The organism is Mesorhizobium sp. B2-6-2 (assembly GCF_006440615.1).
In the GTDB taxonomy this organism is placed as follows: domain Bacteria; phylum Pseudomonadota; class Alphaproteobacteria; order Rhizobiales; family Rhizobiaceae; genus Mesorhizobium.
In genome coordinates, this window is sequence record NZ_VFUG01000014.1 from 1 (window position 1) to 20,048 (window position 20,048).

The following is a 20,048-nucleotide window of genomic DNA, read 5'->3' on the forward strand; positions in this document are numbered from 1 at the left end:
ATCATCACCGGCGGCCCGTTCGGCTTCACCCGCAACCCGCTCTATGTCGGCCTGATGGGGCTGCTTCTCGGGATCGGGCTGCTCTTTGACAGCTGGTGGGCCGTCATCGCGACCATCGCGAGCTTCCCCATCCTGCATTACGGCGTGGTGCTGCGCGAGGAGGCCTATCTGGAACGCAAGTTCGGCGAACCCTACCGCGCCTACAGGGCGAGCGTGCGCCGATACCTTTGAGCATCAGTCCTTCGGCACGTTGCTGTAGAGCGCCACGCCGACGCGGTCGTTGCGCCGCCACCGCACCAAAGCGCGATAGGCCGTATCGTCGGCCGGGACCTCGAGCAGGAAGCGGTCCGGGATCTCCACATCTGCGCCGACGCGCAATTCCGCGCCCTGCTCGTGCTGATTTCTGACCGAGCAACCGATCCTGACGCCGGCGGCGATGATCGTGGCTTGCTTGAGCACGAATTCGCGCGCATGAAGACGTCGCTCGGTCTCGGGAAAACTGGCCATATCCGGCGGGCTCCTCAGGCAAGGCTCTCCTCGCCATGGGGCCGCACCATAGCAGCGAAGCGTTTCCGTTCCGTTAGCGATCACTGAAACGGTGGTGTGCCGACTTGATATGCCGGCCGGGTCCACGGATGGAGCGTTCACGCCTGAGCATTCAGCCGGCGACAGTGACGCCGCTCGCACGCAGCACCCAGCGGCGGCCGTCGCCGCGGAACTCAGTGAGCGACAGCGGCTCGATATCGATCTTCCAGACCGAGGAAAGCGGCGCGCCGAGCACATGCGCCATGGCGGCGCGGATCGGCACGGCATGCGTCACTGCGACGGTGTGACCGCTCTCGCCGGCCAGCCGCTCCATCAGCGCAGCACCCCGCCGGGCGACGGCGGCGAGCGATTCACCGCCATGAGGCGCCGCGTCTGCGTCGGCGAACCAGGCCGCCATGCCTTCCGGGTCCCCGGCCTGCACCTCCTCGAAGCTTTTGCCGGCCCAGCGTGCGAAATCCTGTTCGGCAAGCAGCGGCTCGACCGTCGCGTCAAGGCCGAGCGCCTCGGCCGTCCGCCGCGCGGCAAGCGCCGGACTTGTCCAGACACGGTCGGCGCGACGCAGCGAAGCGGCCAGCGCGCCGGCGCGATCCAGGGCGCGCGGCTCCGGCGGCTCATCGTTCGGAAAGCGGCCCTTGCGCATTCCGGGCGTCGCTCCGCTTGCGATCATCGTCAGGCGGGCAAGCATGAAAAACTCCGTGGCCCAGCGAAAAACAGGCCTCACGTAGCCGTGCCGCCATTACATGTCGTTGACAGGCGAACGAAGTGCTGACAAGTGTCTTAGTGCTATACGGGATTGGAAGCCGGTGCGAGTCCGGCACGGTCGCGCCACTGTGATCGGCACCAGCCGAAAGTCAGGCCTTATTCCGCAGCATCGTTCGATCAACGGGACGCAGTATCCCAAGGGAGGTCAATATGTCCGACACCACCTTCGCCCCCAGCTACGGCCCGGTTGCGATTCCGGTCCGCGAGCTTCTGCCCTGGGCCATCCTCGGCGGGCTGCTTTTGATGCTGGCGATCTATTTCGTCGGCGCGGAAGAAGGCGCCACCTCGCTGATCCGCGGCACCTATGTGCACGAATTCGTGCATGACGGCCGCCACCTGCTCGGCTTCCCCTGCCACTAAAGCGGCAGCATCGCTGAACCCGCTTTCGATTCCGATCTAAGGCAATTCCGGACGGAAAACCGCTACGCACTTTTCCTGGAATTGCTTGGTTGGCTTAACGCAATTCCGGACGGAAAACCGCTACGCACTTTTCCTGGAATTGCTTAGAGGGATTGGTGACATGGTTGGAAAACTTTTGCTGCGCGGCATGCTTGTCGGGCTGGTCGCCGGGATTCTGGCGTTCGCCTTCGCCCGCGTCTATGGCGAGCCGCAGGTCGACAAGGCGATCGCCTTCGAGGAACAGCAGGCCCAGGCCGCCGGCGGGGCGCCGGAGCCCGAGATGGTCAGCCGCGCCACGCAAGCCGGCATCGGCCTGGCAACCGGCGTGCTGATCTATGGCGCCGCGCTTGGCGGGCTGTTCTCGCTGGTCTTCGCCTATGCCTATGGCCGGCTGGGCTCGCTCGGACCGCGCGGCACCTCGGCGCTGCTGGCGTTGCTCGGCTTCCTGGCCGTGATCGTGGTGCCCGGCCTCAAATATCCGGCCAACCCGCCCGCGGTCGGCAATGCCGAAACGATCGGCTACCGCACCGAGCTGTTCTTCATCATGATCGTCATCTCGATCACGGCGATGGTGGCGGCGGTGGGTCTGGCGCAGCGGCTGTGGAACCAGCTCGGCGCCTGGAACGCCTCGATCGTGGCCGGGCTCTCCTTCCTCGTCGTCTTCGCATTGGTGAAGGCGGCGCTGCCCGACATCAACGAAGTGCCGGAGAACTTCTCGGCGACGGTGCTGTGGCAGTTCCGCGTCGCCTCGCTCGGCATCCAGCTGGTGCTGTGGACCGTCGTCGGGCTCGGCTTCGGCGCGGTTGCCGAACGCGTGGTCGCGGCGCGCGACCAGCGCAGCCCGGCACGCCGCTACGCCTGAAATCCGATGCGTTGGCCGCCACTGTTTCGCGCCCTGGCGGCCAAAGCGGCTCAACGGTCGGTACGACCGCAGAGCCACTTTGGTCTTTTGTTTTCTCGCAATTCCGGACGGAAAACCGCCGCACACTTTTCCTGGAATTGCTCGGTTGCGGCGCTGCTCGCATTTGTGGCCGCCACATCCGCGCAAGCGCATAGCGGATCCTCGGCCCCGCCTCCTCCGGGCATCCAGATCCCCGGCCTGACCCACGGCCAGATGGCCGTCATCGCGCGCCATCGCGGCGAGATCCTCGACCTCGCCCACCGCCAGACCGCGACAGACCCGACCTTCCGCCGGCTCTACAATCACGGCAATCTGCAATTCACCTATTGCCTCTGGGGCTTGATGCCGGGCAGCCTCGGCGACGAGGAAAGCCCGTTCAACGAATGCAGCCACGCCTATCTCGCCGCCGCCAAGGCGCTGCTCACCCATATGGCGACGATGCCTTCAGCTGAACGGGGTGCGAAGGCGCTGATCTCGGACATCGATGCCGAGATGGTGCGCAGCGGCGCGTCGTGGATCCTGTGCCAGTATAGCCGCGAGGCCTTCAGCACCGGCGCGGTCGTCGAGCCCAGATGGCGCGACATCTTCTTCCACTTGCCGAGCCTTGCGGTGATCCTCGGCACTGTGGCGGCGCTCGGCGCCGCCACAATGTCGATCTTCGGCACGCCGCTCGCCCGCGTGCGCTAACCGGCTTCGGCCGGCTGATGTTCTCAAGATACCAGGCGACGTAACGCGGCTCGTTTTGCTCCCGCAGATCGCGTCTGGCAGCGCGATTACTTCGAACGCATCCCATAGGCGGCAAGGAACGCTTCGACCGAGGCATCGGCGTGCCGCTCAAGGTCGGCTTTCGAGCGCGGATTGCGTCCGGTGAACATGGCTTCGTTCATCGGAATCCAAAGCAGCATTCCAAAGAAATGGCTGGCCGCCAAACGGGGATCGTCGGTCTGCAACAGGCCTCGCCCTGTGAGCTTTTGAAAACAAGCCGCTACCGAGGAAAGCATGCGCTCAAAGCCTTTGTCGTACCAGCTGCGGCCAAGCTGCGGCATCCGATCGGCATTGGCAATAATCAGACGCCGGAGCCTCAGCAACTCGTCGTTCATCAGCGTGGTGACCAATCGCCGGGCAAGCTGCTGCAGGCCGCCCTCCAGGAATTTCGCTTCGGAAAGCAGCATCGTCACGGACTCGACAACGTCGTTGGTCTGGGACGCGGTGGACTCCACGACTTTGCTGAAAAGCGTCTCCTTGTCCGTGAAATGCTTGTAGACGGTCTGCTTGGAAGCGCACGCTCTGGTGGCGATCTCCTCCATGCTGGTCCCATCATAGCCGTTGGCGATGAACGCCGCCGTCGCCGCCTCGATGATTTCGCGATCCTTGCGAGCCGATCTGGTCTCACCGTCAATTTTCATAACGCCTCTCGACCGGTACTAGACGGTACGGTTCCGTCGTGATAGCCATCCGTTGCAGTACTAGACTGGCTAGTACCCGGCAACGAAGGTTCAAACTGATGACGCAAATGCTTTTCCTCAATCTGCCGGTACGCGACCTGCAGGCAGCGACCAAGTTCTATCTCGCGATCGGCGGCACGCTCAACCCACAGTTCTCGAACGACCAGGCCAGTTCGATCATGTTCTCCGAATCGATAGGAGTCATGTTGCTGACGCACCAACACTACAGCCAGTTCACAGCCCGGCCGATCGGCGACGCCAAGCGCGAGAGCCAGATGCTGATCGCGCTGACCGTCGACAGCAAGGACGCGGTCAATGCGACAATCGAGAAAGGGATCGCGGCGGGCGGCCGCGCTGATCCCAACCCTGCGCAGGATCTTGGTTTCATGTTCAACCGCCACATCGAAGATCCGGACGGAAATGTCTGGGAGTTCCTGTGGATGAACCCCGCAGCCATGCAATAGACCATCTGTATCGCAATCCCGATGTCGGAACGACATCCGAGAAAGCGACGGGCAGCCGTCGCTCTCATGTCCGGGCAATGCCTGCCATCGCCCTCGACCGATCTTGTTATCCCGATATCCGCTCAGACATCTGGCGCGCTATCGCCCTTCCGCCCAGCAAATCTCGGCGAGTTGGACTCCGGAACTGTGCTCTAGCCAGCCATGTTCGCTCCCGAAGCGCTTGCCTGTATCAGCCATGCGCGCGCTCGTGATGGTGGCCTTGCGGATCGGCCATGGCGAAGGGCAAATCCTCGGTGTCGGGACCGGCCGCCAGTTGCAGCCTGGCGCTGAATTCGTGCGGTTCGGCAGGTGCGACCAGGCTCTGCAAATAATGATGGTCGCCGCCGACCGGAGACAGCGGCAGGCTTTCGACCGCACCGTCCGCCCTTTCAATGGCGACGTTCGCCCGCAGGCCCTCGGCGTGACGCGACAGGCGCAGCCGCATGCGCTCGCCCTGCGGCGTGTCGACGATTTCGAGCAGCCCGCTGGCTAGCTTGCCCGAGACCAGGAACGGATCCGGCGCATGATGGTGGCCAGCTTCCGTTTCCGCCTCGGCAAAGCGCACCGTGGCGACGTCGAGTGCCGGGATGTGCGCGAAGAGCTCGGCCTTGAGCGATGCGGCGATGTTGTTCGCGGCGGCAAGCAGCAGGCCGTCATCGACGGCAATCTCGACATCGACATGCAATTTGTGGCCAAGCCAGCGGGCCTTGACGTCGGCAACCTTTTCGATCCCGGCGACATGGTCGGCGGCGTGATGAATCTGGCCGACCAGGCCGGGCTCGACGCCGTCCAGCATGCGGGTCAGCACCGAGCGCGCCGATTGCCAGACGATAGCGAAGATGGCGACGGTGATGAGCAGGCCGATGATCGGATCGGCGAGCGGAAGGCCGAGCCAGACGCCGGCCGCGCCTGCGACCACGGCAAGGCTGGTGAGGCCGTCGGTGCGGGCGTGATAGCCGTCGGCAACCAGCGCGGCGCTGTTGATCTGGCGACCGACGCGGATGCGAAAAACCGCCACCGCTTCATTGCCGAGGAAACCGATGACGCCGGCGACGGCCAACCAGCCAAGGAAATGCACCGGCTGCGGGTTGAACAGGCGATTGATCGCCTCGTATCCGGCCACCAGCGCGCTGGCCAGGATGATGAGCACGATGACGATGCCGGCGAGATCTTCGACCCGGCCGAGGCCGTAGGTGAAGGCCGTTGTCGGTTTGCGGCGCACGAGCACAAAAGCGATCCAAAGCGGGATGGCGGTGGTCGCGTCGGCGACGTTGTGGATGGTGTCGGCAAGCAGGGCCACGCTACCCGAAAGCATAACGACGACGATCTGCAGCGCGGCCGTGACCGCGAGAATCACGAACGACCACTTGATCGCCCAGATGCCGCGGTCTGTGGTGGCGATGGTCGCGTCGATCACGCCATGAGTATGGCCATGCGGCCCATGGTGGTCGTGGCCGCCATGATGCCCGTGCACGCCGAAGCCGAACCAGTCGAGCGCTTTTTCCCACATCGCCGCCTCACAGATATTTGGTGAGCTGCTTCAGCTCTTTGAGCGTGTCCCTGGTCGGTTCGCCGCCTTCGACAAGGCAATGCTCCATATGGTCGTGGATCAGCTCGCGCTTGGCGTTGCCGACCGCGTTTTCGACGGCGTGGAGCTGTTGCGCGAGGTCGAGGCAGGAGCGGCCCTGCTCGAACATGGTGAGCACGGCGGCGAGATGGCCATGCGCTCGCTTGAGCCGGGCGATGATATCGGGATGGGAGCTGTGTATCGTCATGCGATATCCTATCCTCCAGGGTAGGATATTGCCAACAGACCACTTTCCCCGGAATTGCCTGATGCGCCTCCGCGCTGGCATAGGGTCCGGGCGGCCGGCCGGCGTGGCGGCTGAAGGCGCTGAAGGTGCTGGCCGAGCCGTAGCTGACGCGCTCGGCGACCTCGGCAATGTCGCCCCCGCCGGCGCAGCAGGTTCTTGCCCGCAGGGCAGTATCTGCCGCGAAATCCCGGCTTCATGTGATCGATCGGCTGCAGCGACCGGCAGCCCCGCGGCAACCAAATGCTTGGTTTGCCGTTTATTTTAGCGGTTGCCGCCACCCACCGTGGCGCCAGCCGGCTCCAGCGGCCAGAGACCGCGCGGGGCTGAAAGGAGGCCGCAATGACACAGCCCGCAGTGGAGATAGGCGACCGGGTGGCTGTCATCGCCACCGTGATCGAGCGCATCAAGGACCGCGTGATACTGAAGCTCGACGGCGACGGCCATGATTATTCGATGGCCGAGCCCAATGCCAAGGCAGGCGACAAGCTCAGACTGGAGGGCGACGTCGTGCATGTCGACGAGGATCTCGGACGCACGACCGTGCAGGTGCTGGGACGTGTCACCGTCGACACCAACTCGGTCGAAATGGTGACGAGACGTTGCGACCTCGACCATATCGGCTCGAACGTGCCCGGCCACCCTCGCCCGCGCACCCCGCCGACGCCGCATGGGTGAAACCGGCGGCTGAGGCTCGATCCCCGTCGCCGTGAAGCGGTGGATTGCTTTAGTGGCGCTTGAAATACTGCACTTCGCGCTCGTGCTTTTCCGCCGCTTCGCGTGACTTGAAGGTGCCCAGATTGCGGCGCTTGCCGGTTCTGGGATCGATCTTGCGCGAATAGAGCCGGTACTCGCCGGATTTCAGCTTGCGGATCATGGCGGTCTCCTTGTGAACCAGGACTCTAATCCGCCTGGGGCCTTCGCGGTTCCGAGCAGGCCATGCTGCCCGATCGTGGCCCGCCGGCAAAAAGCGCTCCTGTCGGTGAACCATTTCACGGACGGAAACGACCCAATGTTGGAAGCGACACCGTAACGACACGATTGCGTCGGATTATTTGCGTTCAAATGACTTTCGCGACGCTATGCGGATGTCGCTGAAGTGCCGGATCTGAGGAGGGTGCGATGGTTACGGCGAAGCTTCACGGCGTTGAACTCGTCAGGGGCCAGAAGTGGACGGTGCGCGTCACCGCCTACGGCACGACGCTGATCTTTCCATTTGAAGCCGAGCAATATGCGCGCTCCTATGCCGATGGCCAGGCCTTCCGCCTCGGCGTCGAGGTCGTCGAGCTGAAGGACTGCGCCTAAGGGACCGTGCCGGCGATCGCCGGTTGGCCTGACGAACCGCACAGCTATAGAATAGGCGCATGTCGGCTTTCGACTCGGCAAAGCAATGGGCGCGAGGGATCAAGCGCGATGTGGTGGCGCTGTGGATTGCGGCACGCGATCCGCATGTCCCCTGGTACGCGAAAGCCACCGCGGGCGCCGTCGCTGCCTATGCGCTGAGCCCCGTCGATCTTATCCCGGACTTCATCCCCATCATCGGCTACCTGGACGACCTGGTGATCGTGCCTGTCGGCATCATGCTCGCGGTCAAGCTGGTCCCGGCCGATCTGATGCAGGAATTCCGCGAAGAGGCGGTGCGACGCGAGAAGCCGGTGAGCAAGGCCGGGCTCGCCTTCATGATCGCGCTCTGGGTGCTGGCGGCGCTGGCGCTCACTTGGCTGTTCTGGCCAAAGCCGGCCTGAATGCTTCGGGGCCCGACGGCGTCGATTGCATTGGCCTGTCGCGGCCCATCTTTAGATTAGCGACATCTTGTATTTGTTGTAAATCAGGGTCATGCTTTTGGCGCGCGCGAAACCACATGCGCAGTGTGCAGGGTCAAAAAGGGTCAGGCGTGATGCAATTCGCAGTTTGCTACGACCACAGCGGGTTCGATCTGGCGCGGTCGATCCTCCTCGATGTCACGGCGTTCTTTGCGCTGATGGCGCCATTGGCGATCGCGCGACTGATCGAGATATCGCGACAGGATGCCGCCCGGCTACAGCCCGCCTGAAGCCTGAAAGGCACGGAATTCCTAGCCGTCGCGGGCGACCTTTCGGATCGGCAGGTCGCCGAGCAATGCCGAACAGTCGATCACCTCCTGGAAATGAGCCTGCGGATCGAGCACGAGCCATGAAGCGTGGGTGCGAAGATCCTTCAGCCTGGCACTCTTTTGCGCACGCGCCAGGCGCTCCGCCTCGGAAGCCTGAACAGGCCTTTCGGCCTTGTGACGGTGAGGAGTCCTCGACATTACGGCGGAAAACGCGCCGACTCCGCTTTTCGTTCCGCGAAAGCGGATGACCCTCTGCGCATTGCAATGACCCGTGGGGCCAGGGCTGCCGGTACCGCGCAACGCTGCAACTGGTGCGACAAACGAGCGGAAAGTGCCGGATCGGCGGTTGGGGTAGCCCGGCTTGCCTTGGCGGTAAAAGAGTACGGCTCTTTGACAGGCAAGCCGGGCTGAAGCGCCGACCTTTGGGTTTCCTTGGGGGGAGCCGGCGCAGGGACAGAGTGTCCGTTTCCCGCCGCGCCCACAATTGTTGCTGAAGTCCGATGCGCCGGCGCAATGGTCCGACCGGTTGGAAGCCGCGATGCCGCGACTCCAAGGCTGAAAAACGCGCAGACTTCCCTCGAATTGCTCCAGGCGCCCGAACGCTTAAACTCGTGTAAGACGGCCGTCTTCTTGAAGCGCTCTTTTGACGAAAAGCTCGGCGTGTTGCGCCCATTCCGCTTCCGCGACGTCATTCTCGCGAACGGACTGCCTGAAAGCTTCCCGCAGTGCCTCGAGCTCAAAAATCGACAACCGCTCGTTTCTTTTTTGCTTTTTTTTGCCGACGTCCATACTGCGTTGCCAACAACAGCGTGATGAAGCCCATTGTATATGCGGCGGTTGTTCGAACCATCAACAGCTTGATCCTGACTTCTTTTGGGGGCAAATTTTTTGCCGCGACGTCCGCGGTTCATGTCGGGAAAGAGCGGCCCCGACCGCCGATATGGACGGGTTGCAAGCCGGGCCGCCCGAGAGGTCGCCGCTATATGTCTACATCCACAACGATCGATGAAGAGACCGCGCCAGGCCAAGGCATCGGCGGTGTGGCGCTATATCCCGCGGGGCATATGCCGTTGGTCTGGAGCTGGGGCTTGATCGGTGGTTATGTCCGCATTGCAAAAGAACCTGTAATTTCAGGTGACAGCCGGCCCGCGTCTCCTCCGTCAACAGGAATGGCGCGGGCTTTGCCGCCCGGGAGAGCAAGCAGCCTCCTCGCTTGCGAATCAAAGCCCGCCCGTCGGCGTGCGCCCAAACCTGCTCTGCCATTAACCTTCCCCACGGGCACGGACCAAGGTCGGTGTCGCAATTGCCTCCCCTCACCTATACTGTCGCGGACGGGTGGGTGAATGGTGCTGATGGTTGGGAGGTATTTAACACGACCTGCACGAGTCTGGAGCGGGCTCTCTCTGGCCTGGCAGTTCGTGATCGCGGGCGGCATCGGCCTTCTGGCGGTGATGCTCGTGGTCGGGCTGTGGGTGACATCGCAGATCCGTGACGGGGTCCTGCACAATTCCGCCGCCACCACCGCGCTCTATGTCGACAGCGTGATCGCACCGCTGTTGCCCGATATGCGCAAGAGCCAGGAGCTCGACGACACCGTCAAGCGGGCGCTGGACGAGACGCTGGGCCAGGGCGCACTCGGGAAAAGGCTGGTCTCGTTCAAGCTGTGGCGGCGCGACGGAACGATCCTCTACTCCAAGGATGCCAGCCTGATCGGCAAGCAGGTCAGGCCCAACGCCAACCTCATCGCCGCTTTCGCCGGCGACGTCATGGTCAAATACAACAGGCTCGAGGACGAGGAAGACGACAAGGAGCGGTCGATGGGCGTTCCGCTGCTCGAAATCTACAACCCGGTGCGCGAGCCGTGGTCCGGCGAGGTCGTGGCTGTCAGCGAATTCTACGAATTGTCCGGCGACTTCGAGGAATCGCTCCACTCGGCCCTGCTGTGGACATGGCTGGTGGTGGCGGCCGCCACCGCCGCGGCGCTCGCCCTGCTCTCCGGCATCGTTTTCCGCGGCAGCCGCACCATCGTCACGCAGCAGGCGGCGCTCGAGGCCAAGGTTTCCGAATTGCAGACGGCCCTGGCGCAGAACTCGTCGCTGCGCCAGCGCGTTCAACGCGCCTCGCGCCGCGCCACCGCGATCAACGAGCGGTATCTGAGGCGCATCGGCGCCGATCTGCATGATGGACCGGCGCAACTGGTGGCGCTTGCCGCGCTGAGGATGGACAGTCCGGCGCTGGTCGACCCGGCCACGTCGAGCACGCTGCGCGAAGCCGAGATCGCCGGCATACACAAGACGCTCGGCGAAGCGATGCGCGAGATACGCGGCATCTGCAACGGGCTGGTGCTGCCGCAGATCGAGGCGCAGGCCATCGCCGACATTTTGCGGCTGGCGGTGGCCGAGCATGAGCGGCGCACCAGCACCAAAGTGTTGCTAACCCTGCCTGAGCGCTTGCCGGAACTCGGCACCTCGGAAAAGATCAGCGTCTATCGCTTCGTGCAGGAAGGCCTGAACAACGCCTTCCGGCATGGCAAGGGCAAGGGCCAGCAGGTCAGAGCCACGACGAAAGGCGGCAAGCTTTTGGTCGAGGTGATGGATAGCGGTCCCGGCTTCGACCCGGCCCGAAGCGAGGGACTTGGGCTTGCGGGCCTCAGGGAACGCATCGAAAGCATAGGCGGGCAGTTCGAGACGCTGTCCGGCCCGGAAGGAACAAGACTGGTGATTGCCTTGTCTGTCGAGGAGCAACCGTGAGCACATCCATCCGCATCGCAATAGTGGACGACCACCCCCTGTTTCGCGAGGGCGTGGCGCGCAGCCTCGGCGAAATCGGCGGCTTCGAGCTTGTGGGCGAAGGCGCCAGCGCCGAGGACGCCGAAAGGCTGGCGCGCACCAGCACGCCCGATATTCTCCTGCTCGACATCAGCATGCCAGGCGGCGGTCTCAACGCGCTCGCCGGCATCCTTTCAGCGATGCCCGAACAGAAGATCGTCATGCTCACGGTGTCGGAGACCAATGCCGATGTCGCCCAGGCGCTGAAGGCCGGCGCGCGCGGCTATGTGCTGAAAGGCGTCGGCTCCAAGGCGCTGGCCGAGATCCTGCGCGATGTCGCCAACGGCCAAAGCTATGTATCGCCGAGCCTTTCGGCCAGGCTGCTCTCCGACCTTTTGCAGCCCACCGGCAGCAAGCCTGATCCGCTCAGTCAGCTCACCGGCCGCGAGGCCGAGATCCTGAAACTGGTCGCCGAAGGGTTGAGCAACAAGGAGGTGGCCGCCCGGCTGTCGCTGCAGGAGAAGACGGTCAAGCATCACATGACCAGGGTGCTCGCCAAGCTCAACGTGCGCAACCGCACCGAGGCGGCGCTGCTGATGCATGAGGCGAGGGAAAGGCACTAAGGAACTGGGGAACTGAGGAACTGAGGAACTGGGGAACTGGGGAACTGAAGAGCCCTCTCTTCTTCAATTCTTCAATTCTTCAATTCTTCAACTCCCCAGTTCCTCAGTTCTTCAGTTCCCCAGTTCAATCCTCAACCCTCACAAGTTCAGCAGGCGCGACAGGTCCTCCTCCGTCGCCTGCCGTTCGATGATGGTGCGGCCTTGCGCATCCGTCATCTCGAAACGGCCGTTCTGGACCTGCTCCTTCATACCGTTGCGATGAATGACGGTGACCTTATCGCCGTCGATCGAAAGCGTGTCGCCGGTTGCGGCGTTGGTGTAGCTATTCTTGCCGCCGGGATTGGTGTTGCCCTTGCCGCTGTTGTTGCCCGGCCCGGCATTGGGGTTGCTCCCGCCGGCATTGCTGTTCCCAGCATTGCTGTTTCCATCGTTGCTGCTATTGCCGGAGTTCGAGCCACCGGCCGAACCGGAATTCGAGCCGCCCGCCGATCCCGAATTGCCGCCGCCGCTGTTTCCGCCACCGCCGTTCCCCCCGTTACCGCCGTTGCCGGCGGCGGTGGCTGCGGCAATCCTCGGCGCGCCGTCAAAGGTGATGTGCCAGGGCGCAAACGTCAGCGCCAGCGCGCTAAACACACGCAGCGCGAGCCAGGCGAGCCTGCTGAAGGGGCGGTTTCGCATATCTTCTCTTCGTTCCGGTCCCACTTCCGCATGGCTGAAGCTCCGCTCACGGCACAGACGAGGCGGAACCGGTGTCTTGACCCGGGCAAGAATTCATATCCGGCGGGGCGACGAAAGCGGCCCACGACCCTTGCCCCCACCCGTCGGACCATTTCAGGCGCTATGGCTGACCAATGTCGCAACGGACAGGCTTTGCCGGCGCAAAAAATTACCCCCGCACGAAGGCGGGGGCAAGGTGAGTAGCCAAGTTCTATCGCAAGACGATCAGGACCGCAGAGACGAAGCAAAAGGTGGCAACCTGATTTTGCAGCGCTGACCTTCGGTCCCTTAAGATCTAATCCGGATAAAACCTCGCTCCCACAAACTCTGTCTCACAAATTCTTCAGGCGATTGAGATCGGCCATGGTGGCCCTGCGGTCGACGATGGTGCGTCCGTACTTGTCTTCCATCCTGAACCGGCCGTTCTCGATCGTCTCCTTCATTCCGTTGCGGTGCGTGACCTGGATGCTGCTGCTGGTGGCCTCGACCTTGTCGCCGGTAGCGGCGTTCACATGACTATCGACATCCGCGGTACTTACCGCGCCGGCGCTGCTGCTCTTGCCGTTGTTGCTGCCGCTATTGCTGTTTCCGTTGTTGCCGCCGCTATTGCCGTTTCCACTGTTGCCGCCGCTATTTCCGCCACCGTTCCCGCTGTTGCCGCCGCCGCTTCCGTTTCCACCACCGCTGCCGCCATGACCACCGCCGCCTTTGTCGGCATAGGCCTTGGTCACGACGAGACCATCGACGAAGAGACTGAAAGGCGCGACGACAAGCGCCAACGCAGCCAGCGCTGGCAAGACTAGCCTGCAGCCCCCGCGCGATGCGCGCATTCGGTTCTCCCCATGCCAGCCCTTCAGCCCGTCGGCCAAACCACCCCACCGGCAACGTCGCGGCATAAGCATCCCCAATCAGCAGCGCATAAGGAAGTGGCCCACGACCCATGTCTTGTCTACTCGGACCTATTGCAATTTTGTCATAGGACTTAGGTCTTATTTCAACCATGGGATGCGGTCGGATGTTGCCGCCACGGGGGTGTTTTTCCAAAGCCAACCAATCCCTTAACGAGCTGCGGGTGCCGAAGCGGTTCACCGTTTCACGGAAACGGCAAACCATCGCACATCCTTGTTTCGAAGCAGCTCAGGATGGAATACCGCGGCGAGGCGCCGAGCCTGCCGTTTCGCGCATTTTCCGGGATTGCCCCGGTCCGAAAGGTGGATTCAGGCCGGCAAAGCCACCGGCCGCCGCGCCGCGACCGCCGTGCCGAAGGCGGCGGCAATGACGGCGGCGACGCCCGCGCATTGCAAAAGGTTGAGCTTCTCATGCAGAAACAGGAAGCCGGTCAGCGCGCCGCCCGCCGGCTCCAGGCAAACCAACATGCCGTTGACCTTGGCCGGCATGCGCGCCAGCACCAGCATTTCCAGATAGAAGGGCAGCGCGCTGGAGAACAGGCCGACCACGGCCGCGCCTGCCATGATGTGCGGGTCGGTGAGATAGGGTTGAGCGGCGCTGAAGCCGAAAGGCAGCGCCAGCACGGCGGCGATCGCCATGCCGTAGGCGGAGGTGCGCACGCCGAGCTCGGCGCCGGCCTTCTGCGCAAAGATGATGTAGAGCCCCCAGCAGGCGCCCGCTGCGAGCGCCAGCACCACACCCAGCGGATCGAGCCCGCTTCTGGCATCGGCAAAGGGCGAGAGCAGCACGATGCCGGTTATCGCCAGCGCCACCCAGACGAGGTCGAGCAGGCGCCGGGAGCCGAGCATAGCGACGAACAGCGGCCCGGTGAATTCGAGCGCCACGCAGATGCCGAGCGGAATGCGCTGGAGCGCCGCGTAGAACAGCATGTTCATGGCACAGACCGTGATGCCATAGGCGGCGAGCCAAGGCAGGGTTTTCCGCGAGGGCAGCACCTTCCAGGGCCTCAGCACCGCAGCCAGCATCAGCGCGCCGATGGCGAGCCTCAGCATGGTCGTGCCTTCCGAGCCCAGCACCGGGAACAACCCCTTGGCAAAGGCGGCGCCGACCTGAACCGACAGGATGGCGCCGAGCAGCCCCAGGACGGGCATTGCGCCGACGCGGATCTCCGGCTTCGCGGTCTGCATCGAGGTCAATCCTGGCTCCATCCCTGGTTCGGGAATGGAGATAGGACGCGGGCACCGCGCTGTCGTGAGGCAGTGCGGGGCGGATGGTGGGACAAGAGAGTGAGGTTTATCGCCTTCGTCATCCTGGTGCGGAGCAAGGAGCGAAGCGAGGCGCGCAGGCCCAGGGTAATGCCATAGCGCTAAAGCCTTGCAACGCACTATGGAATTCTGTACCGCCGCGCTCCAAGTCGAAGGCAACGGCGTGGATCCTGGGTCAAGCCGAGGATGACGAAGCGTAGGCGCAGGCCCCCACTCCGGCCGCAGCACGGTCACCTCTCCCCCGCCTTTGGCGAGGGAGAGAAATGCGCGGCGTTATCCCGCCATGGCGAGCGGCGCGGCGCTCTTGTTGGGGATCTGGATGTCGATCTCCAGCGTCGACATGGTCGCGCCGCGGTCCATCGAGACCTGGAGGTAGTCCTGGTCGATCTGCACATGCTTGGCGATGACCGCCATGATCTCCTCGCGCAGGATGGAGACGAGATCCGGCTGGCCGCGGCTCTGGCGCTCATAGGCGAGCAGCAGCTGCAGCCGCTCGCGCGCCACCGGCGCGCTGGTGCGCCGCTTGAAGAGATCGAGGATGCTCATGCGGCCCTCCTTCCGAGAAGCCGGTCGAGGAAGCCCTTGCGTTCGAAGGGGACGACCACCGGCAGGTCCTCGCCTTCCAGGCGTCTTGCCGCTTCGAGGTAAGCCTTTGCGGCACCATTGAGCGGTTCCGAGAGCGTGACGGGCGAGCCGAGATTGGAGGCCCGCAGCACATCCTGGCTTTCCGGGATGATGCCGAGCAGCGGCGTCGAGAGGATCTCCAGCACGTCGTCGATCGACAGCATCTCGCCGCGCGCGGCGCGCGCCGCGTCATAGCGCGTGACAAGCACGTGTTTTTGCACCAGCTCGCCCTGCTCGGCCTTCATGGTGCGGGCATCGAGCAGCCCGATGATGCGGTCGGAGTCGCGCACCGACGAGACTTCCGGATTGGTGACGATGACCGCCTCGTCGGCGAAGCGCATGGCGAGCTGGGCGCCGCGCTCGATGCCGGCAGGGCTGTCGCAGAAGACATAGTCGAACACCGATCGCAGCCGGGCGATGACTTCCGCCACGCCCTCTTCGGTCAGCGCGTCCTTGTCGCGCGTCTGCGAGGCGGGCAGCAGGTAGAGGGTCTCCAGCCGCTTGTCGCGGATCAGCGCCTGCGAAAGCTTCGCCGTGCCCTGGATAACGTTGACGAGGTCGAACACCACGCGGCGCTCGGCACCCATGATGAGGTCGAGGTTTCTCAGGCCGACGTCGAAATCGACCAGCGCCACCTTCTTGCCTGTCCTGGCCACGGCGGCGCCGAGCGCGGCCGTCGAGGTTGTCTTGCCGACGCCCCCCTTGCCCGATGTGACCACGACTACCTTGCCCATATATCCAGCCTCCATTGGCGTTTTTATTCTCTGGCCGTGCCAGGCACGGCGGGATCTTTCGCTCTTGCTGCATGCCGCTCTCCCAAAACCGCTGCACTTTGGGGCGACATGCACTGATAACCTTCGCACGCGAAACCGGTCCGAAGCTTGCGGCCAAGAACTCAGCCGAGCGGCACCACGCACAACGCATCATTGTCGAGGAAGGCCTGCACGGCCTTGCCGCGCGACACCCCTTCCATCTCCTCGGCCGTAGTGTACCAGCCGTCGACGGCGAGCAGCTCGGCCTCGTTCTTGCGGCAGAAAATGCGCGCCGAAATATTGCCTTCCGAGCCGGCGATCGCCCGGCCGCGCAGCGTGCCATAGACATGGATCGAGCCGCCGGCGACGATTTCCGAGCCGGACGCGACCGAGCCCAGCACGATCACGTCGCCATGCGGATGGAAGACCGACTGCCCGGAGCGGATCGGCGCCTTGATCATCAGCGTGCCGGCGGCAGGCGCCGGCACGGCGCCCTGCCCTGGCTTTTCCGGTTCGGTCTGGGCCGGCTCGATCCTGACCGCTTCCAGCCTTGCCAGTTCGGGATCCACCGGCTCATCGCCGGCCGCCTGCAGAACATCGGCAGGCGCCGCCGCCCGGATCGTTTCCCGGGTCACCTCGGACCGCTCCTCGGCGACGGCAATTTCCAGCTCTTCCGCCCGCGCCTTGCGCGCGGCCCGGCCAAGCAGCCCCTCCGCGGTCGCCTCCTTGGCGCCGGCCAAGAGCGGCGGCAATTCAGACCCGAGCTCGGCGCCTTCGAGCTCGATGGCATAGACGCGGATGCCGCGCGAACCGAGCACGCCGACAAGCGCTGCGATCTCCTCCGGCCCCGGTTGCAAGGTGTTCAAATCCAGCACCACCGGGCGCCCGTTGAAATAGCCGGGCGAATTGGCGATCCAGTGATCCAACCCCTCCAGCCAGTCGGCGATCGGCGCTTCCGGCGTCAGCGTGAAAGCGACGAAGGAACGGGCGCGAAAGCGGATCGATTTGTTGTGCAAAGGGGCGGCGAAGGTCACGTCCGGGCGAATCCTTACTCAATGGTTAAAGGGTGCCGGGCTAATGGTTAACAAAAGGTTAATTTCGCCGGTGGCGACCGTTAAGGATATGGCGCGGCTAAGTTTTGTGGCGGGGCGGTCACAGGCTCCGCGTGGGCGGTCGCGAATGCTGGCAGCGCCATGCGCGGACGAGTCCGGCGTGTGAAGCGGCTAATATACGCAGGTATGCGCAGCGGGCATCCTCCGGACCGCGACTTTCTACTCTTTCCGAGCCAAGGGGGATGAGCATGGGCTTCAATCGGCAAGACAGCAAGCGAGCAAGCGCGACAACCGCGACAATGGCGGCGCTGATGCTGCTTGGAGGATGCATGACGCATTCGCCGAGCGGACCAGCGGTCAGCAGCGACGAATGGCTGACGACGTCCGATGCGGACAAGGTGGTCAGCGCGATGAGCGCCAAGGGAATGATGCCGGCGACCATCGACTGCCGGTTCGACAACGCCACGCCAGGCCAGGTGGCCTACCGCTCGAAATTCACCTGGAAGCGGGCGCCTGCCAACACGCGCTACCACTGGGAAGTCGGCGACCCGACCTACCTCGCAAGCAAGGATGTCGCATCCAACAGGGCTGGCCTGCGGCGGGTGTTCGCGAAGACCGTGCGGGATGCGGCGAGCGGGCAGAAGGTCGGATGCTCGATCTGGGCGAGCGGCAGGTAGAGAAGCGAATTGCCGATCGGCGATCGAACCTCTGCACAAGTCGCGGTCGGCACCTCAACGGCTCTCATTTGCTGCGGTTTCGCTGGCCAGACAGGAAACAAAGGCGCACGATACGATCTCGCTGGTGCGGCGAGGACAGTCCGGCTTGATCTCTTGCTGAATAGGTCGGGCTGTCCAGGAGCCTCTCCTTGGTCTTGCATGCGAACGGAGCTTTTGCTTGCGGCTGGTTTCCCGCCGGCTGCCTAGACATCGTGTCATTCAAGCTACTTCCCGTTCGCCCACCGATAGTCCCACTACAAACAGTGCTTGCTATGTTGCGCGCCCCGGCCTAAGCGCAGTGATGGCAAATGAAAAATTCGACCAGTCGGTGACGATCATCGTTGATCCGGCCGGCGGACGGGAGGCAATCGGCGATGCCGCCGCCTGCCTGGACTTCCTGCTTCGAAGATGGCGCGGCAAGCGAAGCGACAAGCACCGCGCAGCCATTCAGGCTTGCACGGATGTAAACAGCGGGCGCCGACCGGCTTCATTCGCGCGCAAGGCGTTCATAGCGGCCGCCCGCGAGGCGGCCATTCTTGTGACGCCTTAAGGCTGCTCGCGCGGTCTGAAATTCTTGCTTTCGAGGTCGATGATCTCGCCGCAATTTTCACACTCCATCTGGGTGTGAGTGCGTATCCAGCCCACACGCGTTTTCGCCTGGTGATGGCACCGCGGGCACTCCACATCGATTTCGAAGTGATCAGACTCTCGTTGTGTCATTGCGGTTCCAAGGCCGGCCTGCCTAACACGACATCATCGGTTGTCAGTGCTCCCCTCCCGCTCGTCTTCCGGATCCGCCACTTTCTCTTTCGCCACCTTGGCCTCGAGCTTCGCCTCTTTCTTTGCCGCCTTCGCCTGATCGCGTTTGCTGCGCTCGTATCGGTAGTTGGGTTTCATCGCCATGGTGTTTCTTCCGGTTTAGGCAATTTGCGCCTTGGGATTGGACATGCCCAGGAGCGGGAAAGACAGTTCGCGAGACATAAGGCCCAAAATAAGAGGCACTTGTCAGGTGGCCATCATGTCAAATGAGGCGATTGCGCTCTGCGACCTGACGTGCCCGCCGCAAGGTGCCGTCAGTGTCGGCGAGCTTGCGCCTTGCTGCCTCGTCCTTCCTGACCGTCAGCCGCGCGGACATGATGGTTGAGGACCTGACGATCGGCTTGATCACGGCGGGCGGCGTCTCGGGGGTTTTCATGGAACGCATTGGCATTATCCTTTCTTGTAGCAGCCAGGGCTAAGGCTATTCGCGGCTGCGCGCTTTTCCCGGCGACATTGGCTTCCCGCCTATCGGAAGCCGGAAGCCGTGAGCGTGTAGGAGTTTCGGCGCTCGCGCGCATATGCTTTGCTGGCGGCGTCCTGGATGGAGCTGCGCAAGGCGTCGAAGGCCGAAAGGTATGCCATCTCGGCCGTTTCCTTGCCCCCAGCATCGCTAAATGTCCCAAGGACCTCGACCTCGACGAAGAAGCGGACCTGGAACATACCGTCATGGCCAATGAAGCAGACGGCGCGGCGCGTTTGATCGAAACTCCGGCTGGGATTTGGAAAGGCGAGCGTCATGGGTTCCCCACCCGTGTTTGAGCGTATTCAGCTGCTGCCGGCCGGGTTCTATTCCATTCCTTTCGAGCCTCGGCATTGCGACGGTTGAGATCCAGCATGCTCGTCGTCGCATGCGCACGTGTCAGCCCGACCATCGGAGCGCCGTCGACATGCGCCGGAATCCCGGTGAAGACATGGTAGACGGTCCAGGAATGATCCGCTTCGACGCGGCGGCCGTATTGATGATCCCTGAAGGCGTGACCCGACCAGCCTCTGTTGTTTGGGGAACAGCCGGATACGGCCTTGTGGCCCGCCTCGGTCTCGCCGTTGGCCATGGACCTGTTCATACCTGTCTTTCCTCGCCTTCCTGCGCGGCGATAATCTCCGAATAAAGCGCCGCGCCGTCAGCTTCGGAGATCGTGACCGCATCCGGCCACTGCGGCATGTTCAGCGTTCTCGCCAGAAGCCGCGCAATCTCGATTGCATCCTCGAGACCCGTTGCCAGCACCGTCTCGCGGCCGATGACGGCATGCGCGTCATCGCTGACGCGCGTGCGATAGAATTCGATCACGACCTTCATCGAAACCAGCGCGATGGCATCGAGCCCTTCGCGCTGAGGCCGGCGCC

General features: G+C 63.5%; 32 protein-coding genes, 1 pseudogene and 1 riboswitch. Of the genes and pseudogenes, 13 read left to right on the forward strand and 20 right to left on the reverse strand.

Features of this window, described 5'->3' with window-relative positions; genetic code table 11:
• On the forward strand, window positions 1-231 hold a 231-nt coding region (locus tag FJ419_RS22705), incomplete at its 5' end, for a methyltransferase (protein ID WP_281405831.1).
• A gap of 3 nt (window positions 232-234) precedes the next feature.
• Here FJ419_RS22705 and FJ419_RS22710 read toward each other — a convergent pair.
• Window positions 235-507, reverse strand: a complete 273-nt coding sequence (locus tag FJ419_RS22710) for a PilZ domain-containing protein (RefSeq protein ID WP_140631981.1) — start codon at window positions 505-507, stop codon at window positions 235-237.
• Between the two features lie 151 nt (window positions 508-658).
• Complete coding sequence (locus FJ419_RS22715) at window positions 659-1,231, reverse strand: histidine phosphatase family protein (RefSeq protein ID WP_140698317.1); 573 nt, start codon at window positions 1,229-1,231, stop codon at window positions 659-661.
• Window positions 1,232-1,314: 83 nt separating this feature from the next.
• Window positions 1,315-1,458, forward strand: a riboswitch (adenosylcobalamin (AdoCbl) riboswitch).
• Between FJ419_RS22715 and FJ419_RS22720 the strand changes: the two genes are divergently transcribed.
• The 3 genes from FJ419_RS22720 (at window position 1,459) to FJ419_RS22730 (ending at window position 3,295) form a co-directional block, all read left to right on the forward strand.
• Entirely contained in the window at window positions 1,459-1,668 is a 210-nt protein-coding gene (locus FJ419_RS22720) for a CbtB domain-containing protein (protein WP_095770085.1), read from the forward strand.
• A gap of 160 nt (window positions 1,669-1,828) precedes the next feature.
• Complete coding sequence (locus tag FJ419_RS22725) at window positions 1,829-2,569, forward strand: CbtA family protein (RefSeq protein WP_140698321.1); 741 nt, start codon at window positions 1,829-1,831, stop codon at window positions 2,567-2,569.
• Between the two features lie 165 nt (window positions 2,570-2,734).
• On the forward strand, window positions 2,735-3,295 hold the full coding sequence (locus FJ419_RS22730; protein ID WP_140698327.1) for a hypothetical protein: 561 nt from the start codon (window positions 2,735-2,737) through the stop codon (window positions 3,293-3,295).
• A gap of 86 nt (window positions 3,296-3,381) precedes the next feature.
• Here the strand turns inward: FJ419_RS22730 and FJ419_RS22735 are convergent, their stop codons facing one another.
• Window positions 3,382-4,014 (reverse strand): TetR/AcrR family transcriptional regulator, encoded by a 633-nt coding sequence (locus FJ419_RS22735; protein WP_140698330.1) that lies wholly within the window; start codon window positions 4,012-4,014, stop codon window positions 3,382-3,384.
• Between the two features lie 98 nt (window positions 4,015-4,112).
• Here FJ419_RS22735 and FJ419_RS22740 point away from each other — a divergent pair, with 98 nt between their 5' ends.
• Entirely contained in the window at window positions 4,113-4,517 is a 405-nt protein-coding gene (locus FJ419_RS22740) for a VOC family protein (protein WP_140698333.1), read from the forward strand.
• Window positions 4,518-4,746: 229 nt separating this feature from the next.
• Here FJ419_RS22740 and FJ419_RS22745 read toward each other — a convergent pair whose 3' ends face one another.
• The 3 genes and pseudogenes from FJ419_RS22745 to FJ419_RS31265 form a co-directional block, all read right to left on the reverse strand.
• Window positions 4,747-6,066: a cation diffusion facilitator family transporter gene (locus FJ419_RS22745; protein WP_140698336.1), complete on the reverse strand. Its 1,320-nt coding sequence runs from the start codon at window positions 6,064-6,066 to the stop codon at window positions 4,747-4,749.
• Window positions 6,067-6,073: 7 nt separating this feature from the next.
• Window positions 6,074-6,331, reverse strand: coding sequence for a metal-sensing transcriptional repressor (locus FJ419_RS22750; protein WP_140698343.1), 258 nt, complete (start codon window positions 6,329-6,331; stop codon window positions 6,074-6,076).
• Window positions 6,332-6,404: 73 nt separating this feature from the next.
• A pseudogene (locus FJ419_RS31265) lies at window positions 6,405-6,500 on the reverse strand (AraC family transcriptional regulator); the annotation flags it as partial.
• A 209-nt stretch (window positions 6,501-6,709) separates the two neighbouring features.
• Between FJ419_RS31265 and FJ419_RS22760 the strand changes: the two are divergent.
• Window positions 6,710-7,045 (forward strand): hypothetical protein, encoded by a 336-nt coding sequence (locus FJ419_RS22760; protein ID WP_140698346.1) that lies wholly within the window; start codon window positions 6,710-6,712, stop codon window positions 7,043-7,045.
• A 49-nt stretch (window positions 7,046-7,094) separates the two neighbouring features.
• Here the strand turns inward: FJ419_RS22760 and FJ419_RS22765 are convergent, their stop codons facing one another.
• Entirely contained in the window at window positions 7,095-7,244 is a 150-nt protein-coding gene (locus tag FJ419_RS22765; protein ID WP_112100506.1) for a hypothetical protein, read from the reverse strand.
• Window positions 7,245-7,489: 245 nt separating this feature from the next.
• Here FJ419_RS22765 and FJ419_RS22770 point away from each other — a divergent pair, with 245 nt between their 5' ends.
• The 3 genes from FJ419_RS22770 to FJ419_RS30880 all read left to right on the forward strand — a co-directional run bounded on the left by FJ419_RS22770 (window position 7,490) and on the right by FJ419_RS30880 (window position 8,420).
• Window positions 7,490-7,672, forward strand: a complete 183-nt coding sequence (locus FJ419_RS22770; RefSeq protein ID WP_036258067.1) for a hypothetical protein — start codon at window positions 7,490-7,492, stop codon at window positions 7,670-7,672.
• A gap of 59 nt (window positions 7,673-7,731) precedes the next feature.
• Window positions 7,732-8,112 carry a YkvA family protein gene (locus FJ419_RS22775; RefSeq protein ID WP_140698349.1) on the forward strand — a complete coding sequence of 127 codons (381 nt, stop codon included), beginning with the start codon at window positions 7,732-7,734 and terminating at the stop codon, window positions 8,110-8,112.
• A gap of 152 nt (window positions 8,113-8,264) precedes the next feature.
• Window positions 8,265-8,420, forward strand: a complete 156-nt coding sequence (locus FJ419_RS30880; RefSeq protein ID WP_181170782.1) for a hypothetical protein — start codon at window positions 8,265-8,267, stop codon at window positions 8,418-8,420.
• Between the two features lie 21 nt (window positions 8,421-8,441).
• On the opposite strand, the gene FJ419_RS22780 is transcribed toward FJ419_RS30880, so the two are convergent.
• Both FJ419_RS22780 and FJ419_RS22785 read right to left on the reverse strand, forming a co-directional pair.
• Complete coding sequence (locus FJ419_RS22780) at window positions 8,442-8,657, reverse strand: hypothetical protein (RefSeq protein ID WP_140698352.1); 216 nt, start codon at window positions 8,655-8,657, stop codon at window positions 8,442-8,444.
• A gap of 405 nt (window positions 8,658-9,062) precedes the next feature.
• Window positions 9,063-9,248 (reverse strand): hypothetical protein, encoded by a 186-nt coding sequence (locus FJ419_RS22785; protein WP_140545003.1) that lies wholly within the window; start codon window positions 9,246-9,248, stop codon window positions 9,063-9,065.
• A gap of 563 nt (window positions 9,249-9,811) precedes the next feature.
• Here FJ419_RS22785 and FJ419_RS22790 point away from each other — a divergent pair.
• Window positions 9,812-11,209 (forward strand): sensor histidine kinase, encoded by a 1,398-nt coding sequence (locus tag FJ419_RS22790; protein ID WP_140545031.1) that lies wholly within the window; start codon window positions 9,812-9,814, stop codon window positions 11,207-11,209.
• A complete protein-coding gene (locus tag FJ419_RS22795; RefSeq protein ID WP_140698355.1) occupies window positions 11,206-11,850 on the forward strand; it encodes a response regulator transcription factor in 645 nt (214 codons plus the stop codon). Before FJ419_RS22790 ends, FJ419_RS22795 begins: the two co-directional genes overlap by 4 nt.
• 138 nt (window positions 11,851-11,988) lie before the next feature.
• Here the strand turns inward: FJ419_RS22795 and FJ419_RS22800 are convergent, their stop codons facing one another.
• The 6 genes from FJ419_RS22800 to minC all read right to left on the reverse strand — a co-directional run bounded on the left by FJ419_RS22800 (window position 11,989) and on the right by minC (window position 17,151).
• Window positions 11,989-12,528 (reverse strand): hypothetical protein, encoded by a 540-nt coding sequence (locus tag FJ419_RS22800; RefSeq protein ID WP_140698358.1) that lies wholly within the window; start codon window positions 12,526-12,528, stop codon window positions 11,989-11,991.
• A 371-nt stretch (window positions 12,529-12,899) separates the two neighbouring features.
• Entirely contained in the window at window positions 12,900-13,397 is a 498-nt protein-coding gene (locus FJ419_RS22805; protein ID WP_140698361.1) for a hypothetical protein, read from the reverse strand.
• Between the two features lie 387 nt (window positions 13,398-13,784).
• Entirely contained in the window at window positions 13,785-14,663 is an 879-nt protein-coding gene (locus FJ419_RS22810) for a DMT family transporter (RefSeq protein WP_140698364.1), read from the reverse strand.
• A 351-nt stretch (window positions 14,664-15,014) separates the two neighbouring features.
• Window positions 15,015-15,287, reverse strand: coding sequence for a cell division topological specificity factor MinE (gene minE / locus FJ419_RS22815; RefSeq protein WP_042638296.1), 273 nt, complete (start codon window positions 15,285-15,287; stop codon window positions 15,015-15,017).
• Window positions 15,284-16,099 carry a septum site-determining protein MinD gene (gene minD, locus FJ419_RS22820; RefSeq protein WP_095770099.1) on the reverse strand — a complete coding sequence of 272 codons (816 nt, stop codon included), beginning with the start codon at window positions 16,097-16,099 and terminating at the stop codon, window positions 15,284-15,286. The genes minE and minD overlap by 4 nt, the downstream gene beginning before the upstream one ends.
• 161 nt (window positions 16,100-16,260) lie before the next feature.
• Entirely contained in the window at window positions 16,261-17,151 is an 891-nt protein-coding gene (gene minC / locus FJ419_RS22825) for a septum site-determining protein MinC (protein WP_140698367.1), read from the reverse strand.
• A 347-nt stretch (window positions 17,152-17,498) separates the two neighbouring features.
• On the opposite strand from minC, the gene FJ419_RS22830 reads away from it, so the two are divergent.
• Window positions 17,499-17,846: a hypothetical protein gene (locus FJ419_RS22830; RefSeq protein WP_140698370.1), complete on the forward strand. Its 348-nt coding sequence runs from the start codon at window positions 17,499-17,501 to the stop codon at window positions 17,844-17,846.
• Window positions 17,847-18,186: 340 nt separating this feature from the next.
• Window positions 18,187-18,435: a DUF982 domain-containing protein gene (locus FJ419_RS22835; protein WP_095770102.1), complete on the forward strand. Its 249-nt coding sequence runs from the start codon at window positions 18,187-18,189 to the stop codon at window positions 18,433-18,435.
• A 203-nt stretch (window positions 18,436-18,638) separates the two neighbouring features.
• Here FJ419_RS22835 and FJ419_RS30885 read toward each other — a convergent pair whose 3' ends face one another.
• The 5 genes from FJ419_RS30885 to FJ419_RS22855 form a co-directional block, all read right to left on the reverse strand.
• On the reverse strand, window positions 18,639-18,788 hold the full coding sequence (locus FJ419_RS30885; protein ID WP_181170783.1) for a hypothetical protein: 150 nt from the start codon (window positions 18,786-18,788) through the stop codon (window positions 18,639-18,641).
• 118 nt (window positions 18,789-18,906) lie between these two features.
• Window positions 18,907-19,089: a hypothetical protein gene (locus FJ419_RS22840; RefSeq protein ID WP_140698373.1), complete on the reverse strand. Its 183-nt coding sequence runs from the start codon at window positions 19,087-19,089 to the stop codon at window positions 18,907-18,909.
• Window positions 19,090-19,169: 80 nt separating this feature from the next.
• On the reverse strand, window positions 19,170-19,442 hold the full coding sequence (locus tag FJ419_RS22845) for a DUF1488 domain-containing protein (RefSeq protein WP_140698376.1): 273 nt from the start codon (window positions 19,440-19,442) through the stop codon (window positions 19,170-19,172).
• A complete protein-coding gene (locus tag FJ419_RS22850; protein WP_181170784.1) occupies window positions 19,439-19,768 on the reverse strand; it encodes a hypothetical protein in 330 nt (109 codons plus the stop codon). Before FJ419_RS22850 ends, FJ419_RS22845 begins: the two co-directional genes overlap by 4 nt.
• Complete coding sequence (locus FJ419_RS22855; protein WP_140545023.1) at window positions 19,765-20,001, reverse strand: hypothetical protein; 237 nt, start codon at window positions 19,999-20,001, stop codon at window positions 19,765-19,767. Before FJ419_RS22855 ends, FJ419_RS22850 begins: the two co-directional genes overlap by 4 nt.
• Between the last annotated feature and the right edge of the window lie 47 nt (window positions 20,002-20,048).

What these genes read in the sequence shown, in the direction of transcription:
- FJ419_RS22855 (WP_140545023.1), bottom strand. Translation starts at nt 20,001, where the DNA reads ATGAAGGTCGTGATCGAATTCTATCGCACGCGCGTCAGCGATGACGCG.
- FJ419_RS22775 (WP_140698349.1), top strand. Translation starts at nt 7,732, where the DNA reads ATGTCGGCTTTCGACTCGGCAAAGCAATGGGCGCGAGGGATCAAGCGC.
- FJ419_RS22830 (WP_140698370.1), top strand. Translation starts at nt 17,499, where the DNA reads ATGACGCATTCGCCGAGCGGACCAGCGGTCAGCAGCGACGAATGGCTG.
- FJ419_RS22800 (WP_140698358.1), bottom strand. Translation starts at nt 12,528, where the DNA reads ATGCGAAACCGCCCCTTCAGCAGGCTCGCCTGGCTCGCGCTGCGTGTG.
- FJ419_RS22735 (WP_140698330.1), bottom strand. Translation starts at nt 4,014, where the DNA reads ATGAAAATTGACGGTGAGACCAGATCGGCTCGCAAGGATCGCGAAATC.
- minE (WP_042638296.1), bottom strand. Translation starts at nt 15,287, where the DNA reads ATGAGCATCCTCGATCTCTTCAAGCGGCGCACCAGCGCGCCGGTGGCG.
- FJ419_RS22780 (WP_140698352.1), bottom strand. Translation starts at nt 8,657, where the DNA reads ATGTCGAGGACTCCTCACCGTCACAAGGCCGAAAGGCCTGTTCAGGCT.
- FJ419_RS22805 (WP_140698361.1), bottom strand. Translation starts at nt 13,397, where the DNA reads ATGCGCGCATCGCGCGGGGGCTGCAGGCTAGTCTTGCCAGCGCTGGCT.
- FJ419_RS22750 (WP_140698343.1), bottom strand. Translation starts at nt 6,331, where the DNA reads ATGACGATACACAGCTCCCATCCCGATATCATCGCCCGGCTCAAGCGA.
- FJ419_RS30885 (WP_181170783.1), bottom strand. Translation starts at nt 18,788, where the DNA reads ATGGCGATGAAACCCAACTACCGATACGAGCGCAGCAAACGCGATCAG.
- FJ419_RS22710 (WP_140631981.1), bottom strand. Translation starts at nt 507, where the DNA reads ATGGCCAGTTTTCCCGAGACCGAGCGACGTCTTCATGCGCGCGAATTC.
- FJ419_RS22765 (WP_112100506.1), bottom strand. Translation starts at nt 7,244, where the DNA reads ATGATCCGCAAGCTGAAATCCGGCGAGTACCGGCTCTATTCGCGCAAG.
- FJ419_RS22840 (WP_140698373.1), bottom strand. Translation starts at nt 19,089, where the DNA reads ATGCGTTCCATGAAAACCCCCGAGACGCCGCCCGCCGTGATCAAGCCG.
- FJ419_RS22725 (WP_140698321.1), top strand. Translation starts at nt 1,829, where the DNA reads ATGGTTGGAAAACTTTTGCTGCGCGGCATGCTTGTCGGGCTGGTCGCC.
- FJ419_RS22790 (WP_140545031.1), top strand. Translation starts at nt 9,812, where the DNA reads ATGGTTGGGAGGTATTTAACACGACCTGCACGAGTCTGGAGCGGGCTC.
- FJ419_RS22745 (WP_140698336.1), bottom strand. Translation starts at nt 6,066, where the DNA reads ATGTGGGAAAAAGCGCTCGACTGGTTCGGCTTCGGCGTGCACGGGCAT.
- FJ419_RS22760 (WP_140698346.1), top strand. Translation starts at nt 6,710, where the DNA reads ATGACACAGCCCGCAGTGGAGATAGGCGACCGGGTGGCTGTCATCGCC.
- FJ419_RS22835 (WP_095770102.1), top strand. Translation starts at nt 18,187, where the DNA reads ATGGCAAATGAAAAATTCGACCAGTCGGTGACGATCATCGTTGATCCG.
- FJ419_RS22785 (WP_140545003.1), bottom strand. Translation starts at nt 9,248, where the DNA reads ATGGACGTCGGCAAAAAAAAGCAAAAAAGAAACGAGCGGTTGTCGATT.
- FJ419_RS22715 (WP_140698317.1), bottom strand. Translation starts at nt 1,231, where the DNA reads ATGCTTGCCCGCCTGACGATGATCGCAAGCGGAGCGACGCCCGGAATG.
- FJ419_RS22845 (WP_140698376.1), bottom strand. Translation starts at nt 19,442, where the DNA reads ATGACGCTCGCCTTTCCAAATCCCAGCCGGAGTTTCGATCAAACGCGC.
- FJ419_RS22720 (WP_095770085.1), top strand. Translation starts at nt 1,459, where the DNA reads ATGTCCGACACCACCTTCGCCCCCAGCTACGGCCCGGTTGCGATTCCG.
- FJ419_RS22740 (WP_140698333.1), top strand. Translation starts at nt 4,113, where the DNA reads ATGACGCAAATGCTTTTCCTCAATCTGCCGGTACGCGACCTGCAGGCA.
- FJ419_RS22850 (WP_181170784.1), bottom strand. Translation starts at nt 19,768, where the DNA reads ATGAACAGGTCCATGGCCAACGGCGAGACCGAGGCGGGCCACAAGGCC.
- FJ419_RS30880 (WP_181170782.1), top strand. Translation starts at nt 8,265, where the DNA reads ATGCAATTCGCAGTTTGCTACGACCACAGCGGGTTCGATCTGGCGCGG.
- minD (WP_095770099.1), bottom strand. Translation starts at nt 16,099, where the DNA reads ATGGGCAAGGTAGTCGTGGTCACATCGGGCAAGGGGGGCGTCGGCAAG.
- FJ419_RS22810 (WP_140698364.1), bottom strand. Translation starts at nt 14,663, where the DNA reads ATGCAGACCGCGAAGCCGGAGATCCGCGTCGGCGCAATGCCCGTCCTG.
- FJ419_RS22770 (WP_036258067.1), top strand. Translation starts at nt 7,490, where the DNA reads ATGGTTACGGCGAAGCTTCACGGCGTTGAACTCGTCAGGGGCCAGAAG.